This window comes from Pedobacter borealis DSM 19626, assembly GCF_000708285.2.
Taxonomy (GTDB): Bacteria; Bacteroidota; Bacteroidia; order Sphingobacteriales; family Sphingobacteriaceae; genus Pedobacter; species Pedobacter borealis.
Window position 1 is genome coordinate 1 of the sequence record NZ_JAUG01000062.1, and the last position, 18,739, is coordinate 18,739.

At 39.1% G+C, this 18,739-nt stretch carries 13 protein-coding genes; 10 read left to right on the forward strand and 3 right to left on the reverse strand.

Features of this window, described 5'->3' with window-relative positions; all coding sequences use genetic code 11:
• Positions 1-269 precede the first annotated feature (269 nt).
• The 5 genes from AW17_RS15855 to AW17_RS15875 all read left to right on the forward strand — a co-directional run bounded on the left by AW17_RS15855 (position 270) and on the right by AW17_RS15875 (position 7,121).
• Positions 270-635 (forward strand): VOC family protein, encoded by a 366-nt coding sequence (locus AW17_RS15855; protein WP_029278084.1) that lies wholly within the window; start codon positions 270-272, stop codon positions 633-635.
• A gap of 4 nt (positions 636-639) precedes the next feature.
• Complete coding sequence (locus tag AW17_RS15860) at positions 640-1,506, forward strand: AraC family transcriptional regulator (protein ID WP_029278086.1); 867 nt, start codon at positions 640-642, stop codon at positions 1,504-1,506.
• A 291-nt stretch (positions 1,507-1,797) separates the two neighbouring features.
• A complete protein-coding gene (locus AW17_RS15865) occupies positions 1,798-4,974 on the forward strand; it encodes a SusC/RagA family TonB-linked outer membrane protein (RefSeq protein ID WP_029278088.1) in 3,177 nt (1,058 codons plus the stop codon).
• Positions 4,975-4,985: 11 nt separating this feature from the next.
• On the forward strand, positions 4,986-6,494 hold the full coding sequence (locus AW17_RS15870; protein ID WP_029278090.1) for a RagB/SusD family nutrient uptake outer membrane protein: 1,509 nt from the start codon (positions 4,986-4,988) through the stop codon (positions 6,492-6,494).
• Positions 6,495-6,656: 162 nt separating this feature from the next.
• On the forward strand, positions 6,657-7,121 hold the full coding sequence (locus AW17_RS15875) for a nuclear transport factor 2 family protein (protein ID WP_146175517.1): 465 nt from the start codon (positions 6,657-6,659) through the stop codon (positions 7,119-7,121).
• 87 nt (positions 7,122-7,208) lie between these two features.
• Here the strand turns inward: AW17_RS15875 and AW17_RS15880 are convergent, their stop codons facing one another.
• From AW17_RS15880 to AW17_RS15890, 3 genes are all read right to left on the reverse strand, one after another.
• Positions 7,209-7,778: a DUF2911 domain-containing protein gene (locus AW17_RS15880; protein ID WP_029278094.1), complete on the reverse strand. Its 570-nt coding sequence runs from the start codon at positions 7,776-7,778 to the stop codon at positions 7,209-7,211.
• A 134-nt stretch (positions 7,779-7,912) separates the two neighbouring features.
• The gene (locus AW17_RS15885; protein WP_025141696.1) at positions 7,913-8,098 is read right to left on the reverse strand and encodes a hypothetical protein; all 186 of its coding nucleotides are present in this window, start codon (positions 8,096-8,098) and stop codon (positions 7,913-7,915) included.
• Between the two features lie 72 nt (positions 8,099-8,170).
• Positions 8,171-10,675 (reverse strand): bifunctional glycoside hydrolase family 9 protein/polysaccharide deacetylase, encoded by a 2,505-nt coding sequence (locus AW17_RS15890; RefSeq protein WP_029278095.1) that lies wholly within the window; start codon positions 10,673-10,675, stop codon positions 8,171-8,173.
• 117 nt (positions 10,676-10,792) lie between these two features.
• On the opposite strand from AW17_RS15890, the gene AW17_RS15895 reads away from it, so the two are divergent.
• The 5 genes from AW17_RS15895 (at position 10,793) to AW17_RS15915 (ending at position 18,227) form a co-directional block, all read left to right on the forward strand.
• A complete protein-coding gene (locus AW17_RS15895) occupies positions 10,793-11,419 on the forward strand; it encodes a TetR/AcrR family transcriptional regulator (protein ID WP_029278096.1) in 627 nt (208 codons plus the stop codon).
• The gene (locus AW17_RS15900) at positions 11,416-12,735 is read left to right on the forward strand and encodes a TolC family protein (protein WP_029278097.1); all 1,320 of its coding nucleotides are present in this window, start codon (positions 11,416-11,418) and stop codon (positions 12,733-12,735) included. Before AW17_RS15895 ends, AW17_RS15900 begins: the two co-directional genes overlap by 4 nt.
• Before the next feature lie 8 nt (positions 12,736-12,743).
• On the forward strand, positions 12,744-13,823 hold the full coding sequence (locus AW17_RS15905) for an HlyD family secretion protein (RefSeq protein ID WP_029278099.1): 1,080 nt from the start codon (positions 12,744-12,746) through the stop codon (positions 13,821-13,823).
• Positions 13,824-13,831: 8 nt separating this feature from the next.
• Complete coding sequence (locus AW17_RS15910) at positions 13,832-15,379, forward strand: DHA2 family efflux MFS transporter permease subunit (protein WP_029278101.1); 1,548 nt, start codon at positions 13,832-13,834, stop codon at positions 15,377-15,379.
• 262 nt (positions 15,380-15,641) lie between these two features.
• Positions 15,642-18,227, forward strand: coding sequence for a phosphoenolpyruvate carboxylase (locus tag AW17_RS15915; RefSeq protein WP_029278103.1), 2,586 nt, complete (start codon positions 15,642-15,644; stop codon positions 18,225-18,227).
• Positions 18,228-18,739: the final 512 nt, after the last annotated feature.

An 18,739-nucleotide genomic window follows, 5' to 3' on the forward strand; every position in this document is an offset into this window, starting at 1 on the left:
ATTTTGTGGCGTTTTAATCAAGTTTTCTGTTAAGACGGTCGTCACCCTGAATTTATTTCAGGGTCTTTCACGCTAAAAAGATGCTGAAATAAATTCAGCAGGACGATAAAGCTGGATTAGGCGTGTATAAGATATGATTTTCAGCTAATAATTATCGAACTCAGGTTATAACTATATTTTGCTAAAAAATAATGCGAAAATCACCCTTTTTGGGTGATGCTTTGGGTTCAATTTCCGTTTAATTTTACATCATACAATTAAACAAGGCAATGAACCAATCTGCAAAATTCTTTTATGTGCAAGTAAAGCAACTAAATGATGCAGATGCATTTTATGCCAACTGTTTAGGGATGCCTACAGAATCAACAATGATTTCTGAAAAGGAAAAAGGAATCATGGTTAAGGCAGATCACGAGACCAATATTTTCCTGTCAGAACAAAAGCATCAAAACCAGACCAATAAAATTGTATTAACCAGTGATGATTGTTTAGAAGATTATTGCAGGCTAAAATCGAGAGGGGTTATTTTTAAAAACAGACCAGCTTACTTAAGTGAGGGCTTGAGTATCGAATTTTCTGATCCTTATGGTAATCATTTTATCATATTGGAACAACGTAACTACAATGAGGATTAATGTGATGAGGTACGTAAAGGAATTGAGCAATAGGAATAAAATTATAAGCGAAAGCACCTGTGAGGCCATTTATGAGCAACAGAACGATGCTTATACCATTAAATTCGTTTTTAACGGAACCGAAAATTGCGAAATTAACAAGCGTAAGTTTAGCATTTATCCCGATACTTTCGCGGTAGTAAACGCCGGAACAAATTTTAGCAGCAAAATAGATTCGATAAGCCCGGTAAATACATTTTCTGTTTCTTTTGGCGAAAATTTTATTAAAGATTTTCATCATACTTTTTCGAAAAGCAACGAAAGTTTGCTTGCAGGAAAAGAAGCTGGGGAAACACCTCCGTTTATCGAGTCACTTTATCCGTTTTCTGGCGATATGCGCTTTAATGTGCTGCATTTAAAAAGTCAGCTCGATAAAGGTTTGAAAGACGAAATGCTAATTAATGAATACCTGTACCACTGCCTTTTAAATTATTATAAAATTTATGATAAAGAGGTAGCCCAGAAATTGGATAAACTCAGCTTTATCAAAACAAAAACCCGTGAAGAGGTTTTAAAGAGATTAACACTTGCTAAAGAATACATTAGCAGCAATTACAATCAAAATATAACATTAGAAAATATTGCCGAACAGGCATGTTTATCGGTTAACCATTTGCTAAGAACATTTAAAGAAGCATATGAGATTAGCCCATACCAGTTTTTAGTGCAGTTAAGATTAAACAGGGCTAAAAAACTATTGCAAACGACCACTTATTCCTTAAACGAAATAGTGGGTTTAGTAGGGTTTGAATGCCCAAGCTCATTCATCAGGTTATTTAAACACACGTTCAATATTACCCCGCTAAGATATAGAAAGAGTAGGTTGAACTAATTATAAATAGTGATTTCTGCATATTTAGAATGTTAGGATGAAACTATTTTTGAAGCTCTTGCAGGACAATTTGTAGAAGTTTTTTCCTGTTTAGGTTAATAATGATTAAAAAAGCAAACTGCCAGGATTGGGGTTTGCTTTTTTGCGTTTAGAGCCTCCTTCTATCCAGAATGGTGATTTTCGCACATTTTTGGATCTTCACAGCGCCTAAATTGCTTATTGATTTGGTTTACGTGCACATCTGCTAAGAACCTATTGAACTAATTAATTACGAACTATTTATTCCCAAACATGAAACAAAAATTACTATTGATTTTAATGGTGACGGTTTTGTCTTATTTAAATGCCGTAGCGCAAAATAGAACAATTACCGGAAAAGTGGTTGATTCGGATGATGGCTTACCATTGCCAGGCGTATCTATAAAAATAAAAGGGACCGCACAATTAACCCAAACCACCGGGCAAGGAACCTTTTCGATTTCGGTACCTGCAAATGCACAAAGTTTAGTGCTAAGCTATGTTGGTTACACCGAGCAGGAAGTAAGAATAATAGGCGAAACGTTAAATATTCGCATGGTTTCATCTTCTAAAAACCTGCAGGATGTAATTGTTGTAGCCTATGGAACAAGCAAGAAAGAGGCCATTACAGGCTCTGTGGCTACTTTAAGTGCCAAGCAATTAGATAATCGGATTATTACGAATGTTACCAATGTACTGTCGGGTGTTGCGCCTGGCGTGGTAACAACTTCCGGAAACGGCCAGCCGGGAAGTAGTTCGGCAATCCGCATCCGTGGATTCGGTTCGATATCAGCATCGAATAGCCCTCTTTTTGTATTAGATGGTTCAGTTTATGATGGCGAGCTTGGCGATATTAATGCCAACGACATAGAAAGTATTTCTTTGCTGAAAGATGCATCCTCATCGGCACTTTACGGTTCCAGAGCTGCAAACGGAGTGGTTATCATTACCACAAAAAAGGGTAAATCGGGTACACCAACACTAAATGCAACCTACAGTCAAGGCTTTTCTAAACGAGGCATACCAGAATACGATCGGGTTGGGGCATTAGACTACTATCCTTTAATGTGGCAGGCTTTAAAAAACAGCCTGGTTTATCCCGCTACAGGAACTGGTATAAGCGAGTCGGCGGCAGCTACACAAGCTTCTAATACCATTCAAGGTCAATTGATCTATAATCCGTTTAACGTGCCAAATAACCAGATTGTAGGTGTTGATGGCAAATTGAACCCTAATGCACAATTGCGTTACGATGACTTTGATTGGTTTAAGCAAGCTTCGCGCGTTGGAAAACGGACCGAGTTTAATGTTAACTCGAGCGCAAAAAGTGAAAAAACGGACTATTACTTCTCTATGAATTACCTGAAAGATAATGGTTATTTAATTAAAACCGATTTCGAGCGGTTTAATGCCCGTGTTAATGTCAATACCCAATTAAGACCTTGGTTAAAAACAGGTGTAAACCTTTCAGGAAGCTTATCGAACGGAAATTTAGCACAAGATGCCTCAACCGGAAGAGCCACTGCTTTTGTGAATGTTTTCAATTTTGCCAGAACTATTGGTCCTATTTATCCAATACATGCTTTTGATGCCAATGGCAATCCGGTTTTAACTACCACAGGCGAGCAATGGTATGATTACGGAGGAAACCCTGGCGCTGTTAATAGACCACAAGGTGCTTTAGCTGGCCGAAATGTAATTTACGAGACTTTGCTAAACGATGTAACCAGCCGCAGGCTTGCCTTAAATGGTAGAGCATATGCTGAGATCAAGTTTTTAAAAGATTTTACTTTTAAACCAACCTTCAGTATCGATTTCATTAATTCGTACAGCAGTGAATACCGAAACCCGATTGTAGGAGACGGGAGTACCGTTGGTGGTTCATCAACCAAACGGAGCACACCAACGCAGAGTTATACATTCAATCAGGTATTATCGTACAGCAAAACATTTGGCAACCATAGTGTAAATGCTTTGGCCGGACATGAAAACTACGATTACGATTGGCGCAGGTTAAGTGCAACAAAACAAAGCCAGATTTTGGATGGAAATACAGAGTTTCCGAATTTTGTCACCCCTAGTGATGCAGGTGGATATAAAGATACTTATCGTGTAGAATCTTATTTCGGTAAAGTGGGTTACAATTATCTGGAGAAATACTTTGTAGATGCCTCTATCCGTCGCGATGGTACTTCTCGTTTATCATCAAAGTCTAGATGGGGAACATTTTTCTCGGCGGGAGCATCATGGGCGGTTAACAAAGAAGATTTCATGAAAAACATGGATTGGATCAGTGATTTACGCTTGAAGGCTTCGTATGGAGAGGTAGGAAACGATAATTTAGTTGATGCAAACCTGGTTGAGCACAATAGCCTTTATTACAACTATCAGGCTTTTTACGAGTTAGGCTGGAACAATGGTAGCGAACCAGGCTTGTTATTGGCCACAGCTGCAACACCCGAGTTAAAATGGGAATCAGTAAATACTTTTAATACCGGCATAGCTTTTGGTTTATTTAGAAATCGCCTAAGGGGTGAGATTGAGTATTTTAAACGTGGCTCATCAAACTTATTGTTTGCCGTACCTCAGCCATTATCTGATCCGATCACTTCTATCCGTCGCAATATTGGTTCTATGTACAACACAGGAATCGATCTGCAATTAAGCGGCGATATTTTAAAATCTGAAAACTTCAACTGGAACTTATTAAGCAATTGGTCTTGGTTAAAAAACAAAATCACCAAAATGCCGGCAGAAACACCAACGGTAACCAGTGGAACAAAAAGACTAGAAGTTGGACGCGATATTTATGCTTATTACCTTCGTCAATGGGCCGGAGTAGATCCAACAGATGGTTCGGCTTTATTTGAGCCTAATGCTGGCGTAACAACTAATCTTCGTACGGTTAATGGCCGTGTTTTAACTACAGATATTAACAATGCCCGTTCTGATTATTCAGGCTCAGCTATTCCAGATTTATACGGATCGGTTACCAATACTTTTAATTATAAAAACTTTGGGCTATCATTCTTGATCACCTACCAGATAGGAGGTAAATTCTACGATCAAAACTACCAGGGGCTAATGGCTACTACCTATGGTTCGGCGCTGCACATTGATGCGTTAAACTCATGGATGACACCTGGCCAGGTTACCGATATTCCACGATTGGATATTGGTCGTTCTGGCCAGTTTAACGGTACCTCTAGCCGTTGGTTGGTTGATGCCTCTTACATTGCTTTCCGCAACGTAAATCTATCTTATACTTTGCCACAAAGCTGGATTAAAGGCGCCACTTTAAGCAATGTTAGGGTGTTTGCAGCAGGTGAGAACCTAGGCTTAATATCCAAACGCAAAGGAATGGATCCGACAGAATCGTTTACGGGTTTAAACACAACTAATTACGTGCCTTCTAGGATGATTAGTTTCGGAATCAATGTTTCACTTTAAAAGATACGGTCATGAAATATAAAAAATATTTACTTTTTGCAGGTTTCAGTCTATTAAGCATTACGGCCTGTAAAAAAGATTATCTCGATACAAAACCGACAGATCAGGTTGATAATTCGGCTTTATTTACTTCGGCAGCAAATGCAAAAAATGCCTTAAACGGTGTTTACAGGTATATGTACGAACGTACAACAACAGTGGTATCAACATCGGCACAGAATAAGCCGGGTGTAGGTGGAATAATGCTTTATATGGACTTTATGGGTGAAGACATTGGTATATCTTCGTCTAACTGGTATACTTCTGATGGAGGCTCCTGGATTAGCCACCGTACCGATAATAGCACCATGCTCGAGTATATGTACCGTACTTATTACCGTATTATCGGAAATGTGAATTACATCATCGATAATATTGATCAGGCCTCGGGCGCAGCTGCTGATAAAAATACAGTAAAAGCTGAAGCGCTAACTTTAAGAGGCTACGCTTATTTTGGTTTGGTACAGCTTTTTGGTAAACGTTACGATGGGGCTGCGAAACCAAACAATCAGCTTGGCGTGCCACTTTTATTGGCCTCAACGGATACCAATAAACCACGCGCAACCGTAGAAAGTGTTTATGCCGCAATTGTTAGCGACTTAGAAACAGCTATTTCGCTCAATGCCGCAGCATCGAATAAGAGTCACGCTGGTGCAACGGTAGCAAAAGGCATTAGAGCAAGGGTTGCCTTGGTGATGCAGGATTATCCTAATGCCATTAAATATGCTAAAGATATTGTAGATGCCAACCAATATCCGCTATTGTCTGTTACTGATTATCAGGCAGGCTTTAATAATGCGGCATTAGGCGAGTTTATATGGTCTTCTATGCCAACGTTAGACCAGGGTGATACATTTGGCTCCTACTTCGCGCAGATCGCTTACAACGCAAATACAAGCTTTATGCGAGGAAATCCAAAACGGATTAATTCGGCCTTATACGATCAGATATCAGCTACTGATGTTCGGAAAAAAATGTGGGAACCTGTACCAACTACCGTTAATTTCCCATTGCCGGCCACAAATTTTGCCCGTCAGCCTTATATGAGCCGTAAATTTTCAGTTAAAGAAGTAGGCGGACCATCTTTAGGCGATGTTCCTTTAATGCGTACCTCAGAAATGTACCTGATTTTGGCAGAGGCTTATGCAAAAAACCCTGGAAGTGAGGCTGCGGCCAGAACAGTTTTGTTTAACCTGGTTAAACAGAGAGATCCAAGTGCGGTAATTTCGGTAAATACTGGACAGGCACTAATTAACGAAATTCTTTTTAACAGAAGAATTGAACTTTGGGGAGAAGGTCACAGGTGGTTAGATTTAAAACGCTTAAACCTACCGCTTGATAGAACAGTTGTTCCCAACTATGTTTCTGCTTCTGTTGCGGGTACGTTAACCATACCAGCAGGAGATGTTAAATGGCAATTTTTAATACCAAGGGCTGAAATGGAAGCTAATTCTGGCCTGGCCGGACAGCAAAATCCATAATAATTTAAAATCCTGAAGAAAGGTTGTGTTATCGTTTAGTTAAGCAAATGATAACATAACCTTTTCGTTTTATCACATTTTAGTTACCTCATCATTATGGTGTTATCGGCATATTATTTTCTTTTATTCCAGCCGACCTTTAATAAAAAAACACAAATAGTTATGAGACTAAAAGCTTTGGTGATTTTATTACTAGGTATTACAATCACAAATAATGTTTTTGCAGCTGAAAAACCAACTGCAAGCCATAAATCGGTTATCAATTATTATATGGACAGCTATATGAATTCTGACTATAAAAAGTTAAAAGCGGTTTTAAGCGAGGATGCTGTTTTTACTTCGAATAGAGATGTAAGGGTAATTAAGCATAAAGCGAGTGATGTGTTAAGCCAAATGAAGAAAAATGAAGGTGTAATTCAAAGAGATTGCAACATCAGCTCTTCAATCGTATCTGAAACCGATGCCTTGGTAATTGCACGTGTAGATATTAATTACGAATTATTTGATGGCGCACAACAAAACTTTGTGATCATCGAGAAAGATAAAGAAGGCGAATGGAAAATCACCCAGGTTTACAAAGTCTTTATCAGCAGCGAAAGCGAAGCTAAAAAACTCGTTTCAAATTGAGATCGTTATTCTCAGGTGCGGAGAAAAAAAGTGATTAAAACAAAAAAGTCCAGGTTTTTGCCTGGACTTTATATTTTTCTTTTCGACTTAAAAGTTAATCGGTAATTCTACCTGCGTTCTGTCCCAGCCAATAACCAGATTAGTCCCTCCATTAATCTCTGTAAAGGTTAGAGAGAAATATTCGATCGGTTTAGCCAGGGACTTAACCGGAACATTTACACGAACAATATCCTTAGCCTGATTGTAAGTAAAAGCACCCCATTTATCGGTTTCGCTATTTACAATAATCGTCCAGGTATCTTTGTTTGGAATAGCGAATAAGCTATAGGTACCTGCTTTGATTTTTTTGCCGCCAATGCTTACTTTTTTGAAGAAACGAATCTCTGTACTTTCGTTGGCACCAAAACGCCAAACATTTCCGTACTGTTCTAAAACGCCAAAAATATCACGTCCTTTTTTCTGAGGGCGCGAATAAACAATCTTTATAACCGGTTTTGTTGGGTCTCCGGCCTTTGCCTTTGGGGCATTAAGCGGAAAATAAACAATATCTGCAGGACTTGGGTCTGCAACAGGAAATTTTACTTCAGCGGTAGGGGCTTGTTGAGCCTTTGCGCTAAAACAAAGAAGAGCGAAAACAACAATGAAGATATTTTTCATTTGTAGGTTTTTGTTTTCAGTAGCGATGAGCAATCATGATTTTACAGCTATTGGTAAAATCATAACGGTCTCATGTGCTGTGGAATAAATTTTTAATCCTTAAACGGATCTAATTGTATAAAAGGACTAAAAAACTAGTATTTTCTTCCTTTTACGATAGCGTTTAAAAATAAGCCTGCCGTTAACAAACCTAAAACACCACCTAACAAAGCGAAAATGTAGTTTTGTGTAATGATTGCTCCAGTTAAAACTCCGAAGAATAAACCTAAAGCATAATATAACCAGTTGAAATTATTGCTGCTGTTCTCTTGTACACTCATGTTTTTTGTTATTTGCAGGCAAAGTTAATATTTATTTTAAATTTTAATTTGTCATTGTGCCCAATATTCTAATTAATTATCAATTCTAGTCAATTTATAATCAGCCTTTTTCAGATAAGTAATCAATTTTGCCAACTTGTTATAAAATTTATCAGTTCTTCTGGCATCGGTACCGATGTGCAACAGCAAGATAAAACCATTTAAACCATTGGGTTTTGTTTCGTTAAAAGCTGTAATCGATCGATATATTTCATCGCTCGATCGATAACTATTTCCCATTTCAGGGTAGGTATAATCGGCATTAGACCGTGTGCCTGGAGTGAAATTAATCAATTGTAAACCCTGTGCTTTGGTCCAGTTGGCTATGGTTTGGTTGTACCATTCGTAAGGAGGCAAAAAATAGCCCGCCGCTTCTTTGTTAATCCCAAAACTGGCCATTGCCTGATAATTGTTGCTTAAATCGGTTTCGAAATCTGTTTTTGTAACCAAGAGACTATCGCGTTTATTCCAATCGCAGTACAATAAATGTCTATCAGAATGTGGACCCAGGTAATGCCCATCGTTTTTTAGTTTTTTAATCAATGATTGGAAATTAGGGTTCCGATAAAAATTTCCGGTAAGAAAAAAGGATGCTTTAACTTTCTCCTGTGCCAGCACCTTGCTTATTTTTTCGCCGCCATCAGCATATTCGTCACCTGTAAAAACCAGGTAGATTTTCTTTTGGGTAGAATCGCCTCGAATGTTCGCACCCAAGCTATAAGTTTTATGGGCGGGTAGGGGTTTAGCCTGAGCTTCCTTGGCCGCTAGTAAATAAATAAGAGATGCTGTCCCGTCCATCGTGGGCTCGTTGGTGCTATAATCGCCATAATCATCGTGGTAAACGGCCAGACCGCTCTGAAAGTCAGCATATTCATCAGCATCATTGAGTTTGATCCCGATTAAACCTTTATAAATATTGGTGTAAACAGGTCCATCAACCAATCCGCCGTTTATAGGATAATTTTTTAAATGGGTAAAGGCCGAGTGCGGATCGCTTGGTGTATCTCCCCATTGAGGCAGGCCGTAAACCATGCTCGTTCCCCAGGGGTTACAGCCAAAAAGCCAATCGAAATTGGCCTGATCCAGCTCGGCATAGGTTTTATCGCCACTTAATGCCGAGTACCAATTGCACTGCATGGCGAAGGCAACGGTCAAGTTATTGCTGCACCAAATAAAAGGAACACCACGATAAAAGGCATTGTTTTTTGCACGGCTCCAAACTTGCGATATGCCTTGTTGATAATAGTTGATGGCTGTGTTGTCTTTCGAATCTTGCCTGGCAATTTCGTAATGGCCAAGGTTGATGAAAGGATAATATTGATAATGCGCTGCGGTATCTTTTTGTAGCCAGGGTGTGATGCTTTCTTGCCGGGCATAGTTTAAGGCTCGTTTTATTTTCTTTTGATCGATCTTTTCTCTTCCGAAGTTGAATGATGTTTCGGCCAGCTCCATGTCATCAACCCAATTATCTTCAGCATAAATGTATGGCGATTTTACAGAGGCTGTTTGCGTTACCCCAGGTTTTTGTAATGCAAATTTATAGGCTGTTTTGGCCCTTTTAACAAGTAATTTGGCGTAATTACGATCTACATCTTTAAATAAAACCGATCCTAAATTAAAAGCACTCGTAAATTTAGCTGCAGTAGAGCTGGTACCGGTGGTGTTGTTCATAAATTTGCCCCGCTGCTGTGTTTCGCCGGTAATAAAATAGAGCGGGCGCTCAAAGCCTTTTCCATATTGATTGTCTTCTTTTGGAATCCGCATACTGATGTGATCACGGTCATCGGCCAGTTGGTTGAACATGATGTTTTTTTGCGGATGCATTTTCAACAGCCAATCCAATCCCCATTTAGCTTCGTCCAGAACATCAGCAAGGCCGTTTTTTCCATCCAAGCCATTTGCTTGCTGCCGGTCGCTAAATACTTGAGGGAAGTCGCGATAAGCCATTAATAGGTGATAGGCCGCATTTGCCGAAGTAGTTGAATATTGGAGGTAATCGCTGGCGTCGTGCCAACCGCCAGAAGCATCAAAATGTGTACTGTCTTTAATGCCAGCTTTGGCGCCATATAAAACAAAGCCATCGTGGGTATGGCAGCTATCCTTTAAGTACGGATTAAAACCGCTCCTTTGCTGGCGCATATATTGTAAACAGAAATCTGCTGCACCTTTGTACACATCGTTATTGATCAACAACAGGGGAGAAACAATACCATTTGCCCTGAGGTAGAAACTCCCAGCACTTTTAAAATCACTGAAATTCAATCGGGCAGTTTGGCTAAAAGGACCATAACTGCCAAAACTTTTAATATTGGTTGAGGTATAAACAATTTTATTGGTTTCCTTTTCTACAATTTCGAATTGGGTAGGAATCTCGCCTGTTTTGCTCGCCCATACCGCAACTTTAACGCTTTCTGTGGGGTAACCAAGCAAATTGATTCTGATCCAACTCTGTTGAATTTTTCTCTGGCTACCAATAAATGAACATAAGAACCATAGGGCAAATGAGAAAGTTAAGGCTAAAAAGAACTTATTTTTCATTGTGATGGATGATTATTTCATTTAAAAATAGGGTTTTATCAAGATAATGTAAAAGAAGTGGGTAAACATTTGGAAATTAATCAATCGTTTGATTAATTTTGTGTCGTCAAAAAAGAAATGAAAACAGAAAAAGTAGATAAAAGACAGGCCATTCTCGAGGCAGCTGAAAAGCTGTTTTGCGAGACCGGGTATGAGGGTACTTCTACCCGCCAGATTGCAAAAGAGTCTGGAGCGAACATGGCAATGATAAATTATTATTTCGGTTCTAAAGAAGGTGTTTTTGTAGAGATCATGAACGAGCGTATTGCAAGCTTTGCGTCTCAATTAAAAATCATTAATGAGGATAAGATTTCGGCATTAGAAAAATTGCACAGGGTGATAGAAGGTTATGTAAATAGGATACTGAATAACACGGCATTCCATAAAATGATGCACCGGGAGCTGTCTTTAACCCAAAGGCCAGAGATGTATGATAAGATTAAGGATGCCATGAGTCATAATATGCAGCTTATCGATCGCATCATTACCGGAGGCATTGAAGACGGTAGTTTTAACAAAGTTGATGTGAGGATGGTAATTGCGACTATTATGGGCACTATTACCAATATCGTTATCGCTCCAAATAAAGTAATGCCTTGTTCAAACTTCGATCTGAACAATCCGAAAGACAAAAAAATGATTAAAGAGCGGGCAATCGCTCATTTACAAGATCTAACAACAGTTTATTTAACAACAAAAAAATGATCCCAAAATCAATTAGATTAATGCTTGTGGCATCATTAATTCCCGCTGCTTTATTTGCACAGAGTACAAAGGAATTAAATATCAACCAGGCAATAGAACTCGGCATAGCCAATAGTAAAAATTTAAAACTTTCCCAAAACAAGATCGATCAGGCTGTAGCTCAGCTGGAGGTGGTAAAAGACAATGTTTTGCCTACGGCAAACGCAAGTTTTATGTACAATCACGCTGAAATACCAACTACTACTTTTACATTACCCGGTAGCGAATCGTCTTTCCACTTGCCTAAAAGAGCCGATGCTTTTGTAGGAACGGCAGCTGTACAAGAATTGGTATATGGTGGTGGTAAATTAAGGTACGCTAAAGAATCGACCAAATTACTGGCCGATGTGGCACGTTTAGATGCCGATAAAAGCAAAGAAGAAATTACGTATGCTGTTATTAATACCTATTACGCTTTATACAAAGTATTGCAGAGCAGAAAAGTGGTTGATCAGAATCTAGAGTCAATTGCAGCACAAATTAAACAGGCACAACGTTTCTTCGAACAAGGCATTGTAACCAAAAACGACGTGTTGCGTTTCCAATTGCAACAGGCAAATGTTACGCTAACACAAATGGATATCGAGAGCAACCGTAAAGTGATTAATTATAATCTGGATATCTTACTAGGTTTACCAGAAGATACCGAAGTGAAAATTGTTGATCCAACAGCGGGCTTAAAGGCCCCAAGCTCGTTAAATGAATACATTGGTCAGGCAATGGCTAACCGCCAGGAGTTAAAACAGCTTGATGTACAAAACAAAGTTGCCGATTTTAACATTAAAACGATCAAAGCAAATACGCTGCCTACCGTTGGTGTTGGGGCTAATTTATATTACATTAACCCAAGTGGCAATTTTATCCCGCCAACCAACCAATACTTAATGCCAATTACGTTGGGCGCTACGGTTTCCTGGAATTTCGGCAACCTTTGGACAAACAAAAACAAGGTAAGCGAAGCGAAAATTCAACAAAGTGCAATTACCATTCAGAAAGACATTTTGTCTGATCAGGTAAAAACAGATATCAACAAAAACTTCCAGGGTTACCAGGTGGCGATGAACAAAATCCAGGTATTGGAAACTTCAATTGCCCAGGCAACAGAAAATGATAAGTTACTGGCATCTAAATATAAAAATAACGTGGCTTCGGTTACCGACCGCATCGATGCTGAAACCTTATTGTACCAGGCAAAAATAAACTTAGAGATAGCCAAGGCAGACGCAGGTTTGGCTTACTATACCCTATTAAAATCAACAGGAAAAATAACGCAATAAATACAGCAATGACAACTGAAAAGAAAAAAAAGAACATAGTAGTACCCATCATTTTAGGTGTTTTACTAGTAATAGGTATAATCTTCGGGGTTACGGAATGGAATTATTATAGCAAACACGTAGATACGGATGATGCTCAGATTGATGGCGATATCAGTCCTGTTGTTGCCCGTGTGGGTGGTTATGTAAAGGATATCAATTTTGAAGAAAATACACACGTAACTGAAGGACAAATTTTAGTGAAACTTGATGACAACGATTATAAAGTTAAATTAGAGCAGGCACAATCAGGTCAGAAAGGTGCGAGCGCAGGAGTTGGTGTGGCGCAATCGCAAATTGTGGCTACCCAGGCCAATACTGGTACCGCAAAAGCGAACGTTGATGCAGCAAAATCAAATGTTGAAGCTGCAAATGTTAAAGTAAATTTAGCGCAGAAAGATTATAATCGTTACGAAAACCTGGTAAAAGATGGTTCGATCACACAACAAGCTTTCGATCAGGCTAAGGCGAGTAAGGAATCTGCAGAAGCAGCAAGACAATCTGACCTGGCAGCATATCGTGCAGCGCAAGATCAATATAATGCAGCGGTTAAACAAGTTGGTACTACACAATCACAGTTGGCAGTGAGCAGCAATGTAATCAGCCAACGTCAAAGTGATATCGATTTTGCTCAACTTCAATTATCATATACTGATATCAAAGCCCCTGCCACTGGTATTGTTTCTAAAAAGAATGTTCAAAAAGGACAATTGGTTCAGGCTGGTCAATCTTTATTCTCTATCGTGAATGACGGAAGCATTTATGTAACGGCAAACTTTAAAGAAACGCAGTTAGAGAAAATTAAAGAAGGTTCTAAAGTAGAGATCGAAGTTGATGCTTATCCAAACGAAAAAATTGAAGGTGAAGTGTATAATTTCTCTCCAATTACTGGTGCAAAAGGATCTTTATTGCCTCCTGATAATGCTACTGGTAACTTCGTTAAAGTAGTTCAGCGTGTTCCGGTAAAAATCAAAATCCATCCATCAAAAGAACTGTTGACTAAGTTGCGCCCAGGAATGAGCGTTAAAGCATCAGTATCTACTAAATAATATTTAAAATGGCCGAAGTAGGTTTAAAAAAGTGGATTATTACGTTTACGGTAATCACAGCTTCTTTATTGGAGCTGATTGATACGACTATCGTAAACGTGGCAATTCCACAAATACAGGGAAACCTGGGCGCTACCCTAGAGGATGTGGCCTGGCTTTCTACCGGTTACGCGGTAGCGAATGTTATCGTGTTGCCAATGTCGGGCTGGTTGGGTAACCGATTCGGCAGGAAAAATTACTTTCTTACCTCCATCATCGTTTTTACACTCGTTTCCTTTTTATGCGGAAACGCCACTTCATTGAATGAGCTTATTTTATTTAGGATTATTCAGGGTTTGGCCGGCGGTGGTTTAATATCAACAGCGCAAGCTATTTTAATAGAAACCTGGCCACGTGAAGATGTGGGTATTGCAACCGCCTTATTTGGTTTAGGTGCTGTAGTTGGGCCAACCGTTGGGCCAACTATTGGTGGATATATTCTGGAAATCAGTTCTTGGCCATGGATCTTTTATGTGAATATTCCCGTCGGAATTCTCGCGGCCTACTGTACGTACACCTTTGTTCGGGCAACCCCGAAATCAGGGCAGGGGCAACCTGTTGATTGGTGGGGTATCGCATTATTGGCTATTGCAGTAGGTAGTTTACAAACGTTATTAGAAAAAGGGGAGAGCGAAGATTGGTTTGCTACACCATACATTACCGCATTGGCTGTGGGCTCGGTATTTGGCTTACTGTTATTTATATGGCGAGAAATGACCACCGACCACCCAATTGTGAACTTTAAAATTATGAGGCACAGAAGTTTCTCTGTGGGTATGTTTACCTCATTTATTTTAGGTTTCGGGTTATACGGGTCAGTGTTTGTATTTCCGGTATTCTGTCAGAATTTGTTAGGATTTTCACCTTTGCAAACCGGAGAAATCTTGTTCCCAGGTGGATTATGTACCATTGTAATGATGCCGTTTATTGGTATAATGCTTAAAAAAGGTGTTCCGGCACAAATTATGGCCACCTTTGGGATGCTGGCATTCTTCATTTTCTGTTGGATGTTGAGTAATTCGACGTTACAATCAGGAACAGGTGACTTCTTCTGGCCGCTGGTCATCAGAGGCGTGGGTATGGCCTTATTATTTGTGCCTTTAACAACACTGGCCATCCAGGATTTAAAAGGACCAGAAATTGGACAAGGATCAGGTTTGAACAATATGATGCGCCAATTGGGCGGTTCATTTGGTATCGCTGCCTTAACCACTTTAATCCACATCCGTTCAGGTTTCCACAGAAGCGTTTTATTGTCAAATGTGAACGATTATAACCAGCCATTTGTTGACCGTTTTAACGGTTTGATTAAAGGCTTTATGGCAAAAGGACAAACCTTGTTTGATGCCAAAATTATGGCAGCAAAAGCGATGGAAGGAATTGTAACCAGGCAAACCATGTTACTTACCTATGACGATGCATATTGGGTTGCTGGATTAATCATGTTGTTCTCCATCCCACTACTTTATCTTCAAAAGTTTAAGAAAAATGCAAACATTCCTGCCGATGTGCACTAAAATTTGCAAAGAAATGCCATATAAAATGGCAAAAAACAAAAACAGCCAGTGTATTTTATTACATCGGCTGTTTTAACCCAAAAAATTAACAATCAATGCAATGCCCTTAAACATTGCAAATGTTCTTACTTAACCACATTGTGGCCAAATAAGATTTTAAAATTAAAATTTATTCTACAATTTTCCAAATTGTAAGCCTTAGAATTTTAATACCTTACGCATTTTTTGTAGTATTACGGTATACAAAACTATTGCATAAGCTATGCCTAAACTTCGTTTAACTACGCAACGAGAATCTATTTTTAATAATGAGGTAATCTCAAAATTCGAACTATTTAACAGTTTATTTCTCACCTTGCCTTTTTACAAAATTAAAGACACAGGAACGCTACTTCCTTTGTTTTTTAAGAGCTGTGAAGAGGGGATTGCAAACGGAGAAAAACCTGCACAGATTATCGAAGAATTTTTTGCCAAGTATACCAGTTATACCGAGCGCAAAGATATTGTTGACCTTCTTTTTCGTTTTATTCAGTATATCGAGCGCCAGGTGGTGCTTTTTGATGCCGTTGAAGATGCTTCTTTTACGAAATTAAATACAACTGACGAACAGAGTACATTGGCATTCATCTTAAAAAAGAATGCTGATAACAAACCAATGTTATCAAAAATTGAGAAGTTGATTGATGAACTTTCGCTCCGTTTGGTTTTAACTGCACACCCAACCCAGTTTTATCCTGGAAGTGTATTGGCCATTATTACCGATTTAACTAAGGCCATTAGGGATAACGACATTACTTCGATGAACTCGTTGCTACAGCAATTGGGTAAAACACCTTTTTTTAATAAAAAATCACCAACGCCGGTTGATGAAGCCTTAAACCTTGCCTGGTTTTTAGAGAATACATTTTATTTTGCTGCGGCGAATATTCAGGAAGAGATAGACCAGAACCTTGATGAATACAACCTAGAGACCAAGAAAATTTTAGAGCTGGGTTTCTGGCCTGGGGGAGATAGAGACGGAAATCCGAACATTCATGCTGATACCACTTTGGAAGTTTCTAAAATGTTGCGCCAGATCCTTTTCCGTTGTTATTACCGCGATTTCAGGGTGATTAAACGCCGCATTACCTTCAGAGGTGTTGAAGAAAATATCGCAAAACTGCATGACGTATTGTATCTAAATGCTTTTGACCAGACCTGTGAGCTTCATGATATTTCTGATGAACTAAGGGATAACCTGAATAAAATTAAAGAAACATTGTTAGCCGAACACGAAGGTTTGTTTGTTGACCTGGTTAACGATCTGATCCGTAAGATAGACTTATATGGTAACTACTTTGCATCGCTAGATATTCGTCAGGACAGTCGTGTGCTGAGGAACGTACATGCCTATTGCCGTGCAAATAAGCCGATTTCTTCGCTGTATCCTGCGGATTATGATAAATTATCCGAAGCAGAGAAATTAGCTTTAATTTCTTTTAAAGAAGCAACCGTTGTTTACGCCAGTGAGCCTGATGCCTTGACAAAAGATACCATTGAAGTAATCAAAGCAATTAAAGGCATTCAAAGACGTAATGGCGAAAAAGCCTGTCACCGTTTTATTATCAGTAATTGCCAGCAAGCGAGCGATATTTTGCAATTGATTGAGCTTTTCCTTTGGAATGGCTGGAGTAAAGAATCGTTGACTATTGATTTTGTGCCGCTTTTTGAAACCGTTAACGATTTAAAGGGGGCAGCTGCAATTATGGATACGCTTTATAGTAATCCATTCTATAAGGCACATTTAGCCAGCCGTGGAAATAAACAGGATATTATGCTAGGTTATTCTGACAGCACCAAAGATGGTGGTTATTTAATGGCCAACTGGTCTATTTTTAACGGAAAAACATCATTATCTGCGGTTTCTGCAAAACACAACATTCAGCTGGCGTTTTTTGATGGCCGTGGTGGTCCGCCTGCACGTGGCGGAGGTAAAACACATCGTTTTTACGCTTCAATGGGTAAGGAAATTGCAAATAAAAACATGCAGTTAACCGTTCAGGGGCAAACCATCAGTTCTCAATATGGTTCGGTAGAAAGTGCTGAGTTTAACATTGAGCAATTAATCAACGCCGGATTGACCTCTGGATTAAAAGAAAAACACAATATTCTGTTAGATCCTGAGAATAAAACCTTGCTTGACGAAATGGCCGAAGAAAGTTATAAGGCTTTTGTCGATTTGCGTGAGCACCCGTTATTTGTGAGTTACTTAGAGAAATTGTCTCCTTTAAAATTATTGTCGCAAGCTAATATTAGCAGTCGCCCGGTAAAAAGAAACGGTGGTGGTGAAATGAAACTCGAAGATTTAAGGGCCATCAGTTTTGTAACGGCATGGAGTATGCTGAAGCAGAATGTTCCTGGTTTTTACGGTATGGGAACAGCCCTGAAAAATCAGGAAAAAGCTGGAAATTGGGATAAAGTGCTTAAAGTTTATCAGGATTCTGATTATTTGAAAACGATTGTAGATAACTGTATGATGAGCATGAGCAAATCAGACTTTACCATTACAGCGCATTTGGCAGCAGATAAGGAGTTTGGTGCATTTTGGACTCAACTACATAACGAATTCGAATTAGCGAAGGAGATGCTTTTAAAACTCTCCGGACAGCCAACATTAATGGCTAATTATCCTGTAGATAAAAAATCGATCGCTACACGCGAGAAAATTATCTTACCATTGGTGTTGATTCAGCATTTCGCTTTAGAGAAACTGCAGCATGATCAGAACGAAAAAGACCAGCAAGCTTTAGAAAAGCTCGCGGTTAGAACGGTATTTGGTATTGTAAATGCGGGTAGGAATTTAGCTTAAAGTTTCATTATAAACCTCGCAGGTTTGCCAAACCTGCGAGGTTTAAAAAATAATCCAAGGCCTGTGTCCTCACAGACCTTTTTTTGCGAGAATGAATTTTTGTTAGTCGGGATTTGCAATCCCGATTTAAGAATAAAGAATTTGTAATTTTTATGAGTGGATTAAATCCACAGTTCAAAGGACGGGATTGCAAATCCCGACCAACGTATGAACGGTATCGTAAATGCGGGTAGGAATTTGGCTTAATAAAGCCAAACCTGTAAGGTTTCAAAAACCTTGCAGGTTTATAACATATTTCCAAGGTCTGTGTCCTCACAGACCTTTTTTGTGGCAAATTTTGTTGCCTGTTGTCATTCTGAGGAACGAAGAATCTCTAACCTAAGAATTATTGGACTCAATAATGAACCACAACTTTCTGTATCTGCTACTATGAGGCAGATTCTTCACTGCGTTCAGAATGACAAACTGAGGTGGCTTTATACTCGTTGCGAAAGTGCCTTTAAACAGAAATC

What these genes read in the sequence shown, in the direction of transcription:
- AW17_RS15855 (WP_029278084.1), top strand. Translation starts at nt 270, where the DNA reads ATGAACCAATCTGCAAAATTCTTTTATGTGCAAGTAAAGCAACTAAAT.
- AW17_RS15870 (WP_029278090.1), top strand. Translation starts at nt 4,986, where the DNA reads ATGAAATATAAAAAATATTTACTTTTTGCAGGTTTCAGTCTATTAAGC.
- AW17_RS15910 (WP_029278101.1), top strand. Translation starts at nt 13,832, where the DNA reads ATGGCCGAAGTAGGTTTAAAAAAGTGGATTATTACGTTTACGGTAATC.
- AW17_RS15875 (WP_146175517.1), top strand. Translation starts at nt 6,657, where the DNA reads ATGAGACTAAAAGCTTTGGTGATTTTATTACTAGGTATTACAATCACA.
- AW17_RS15905 (WP_029278099.1), top strand. Translation starts at nt 12,744, where the DNA reads ATGACAACTGAAAAGAAAAAAAAGAACATAGTAGTACCCATCATTTTA.
- AW17_RS15865 (WP_029278088.1), top strand. Translation starts at nt 1,798, where the DNA reads ATGAAACAAAAATTACTATTGATTTTAATGGTGACGGTTTTGTCTTAT.
- AW17_RS15880 (WP_029278094.1), bottom strand. Translation starts at nt 7,778, where the DNA reads ATGAAAAATATCTTCATTGTTGTTTTCGCTCTTCTTTGTTTTAGCGCA.
- AW17_RS15895 (WP_029278096.1), top strand. Translation starts at nt 10,793, where the DNA reads ATGAAAACAGAAAAAGTAGATAAAAGACAGGCCATTCTCGAGGCAGCT.
- AW17_RS15900 (WP_029278097.1), top strand. Translation starts at nt 11,416, where the DNA reads ATGATCCCAAAATCAATTAGATTAATGCTTGTGGCATCATTAATTCCC.
- AW17_RS15885 (WP_025141696.1), bottom strand. Translation starts at nt 8,098, where the DNA reads ATGAGTGTACAAGAGAACAGCAGCAATAATTTCAACTGGTTATATTAT.
- AW17_RS15915 (WP_029278103.1), top strand. Translation starts at nt 15,642, where the DNA reads ATGCCTAAACTTCGTTTAACTACGCAACGAGAATCTATTTTTAATAAT.
- AW17_RS15890 (WP_029278095.1), bottom strand. Translation starts at nt 10,675, where the DNA reads ATGAAAAATAAGTTCTTTTTAGCCTTAACTTTCTCATTTGCCCTATGG.
- AW17_RS15860 (WP_029278086.1), top strand. Translation starts at nt 640, where the DNA reads ATGAGGTACGTAAAGGAATTGAGCAATAGGAATAAAATTATAAGCGAA.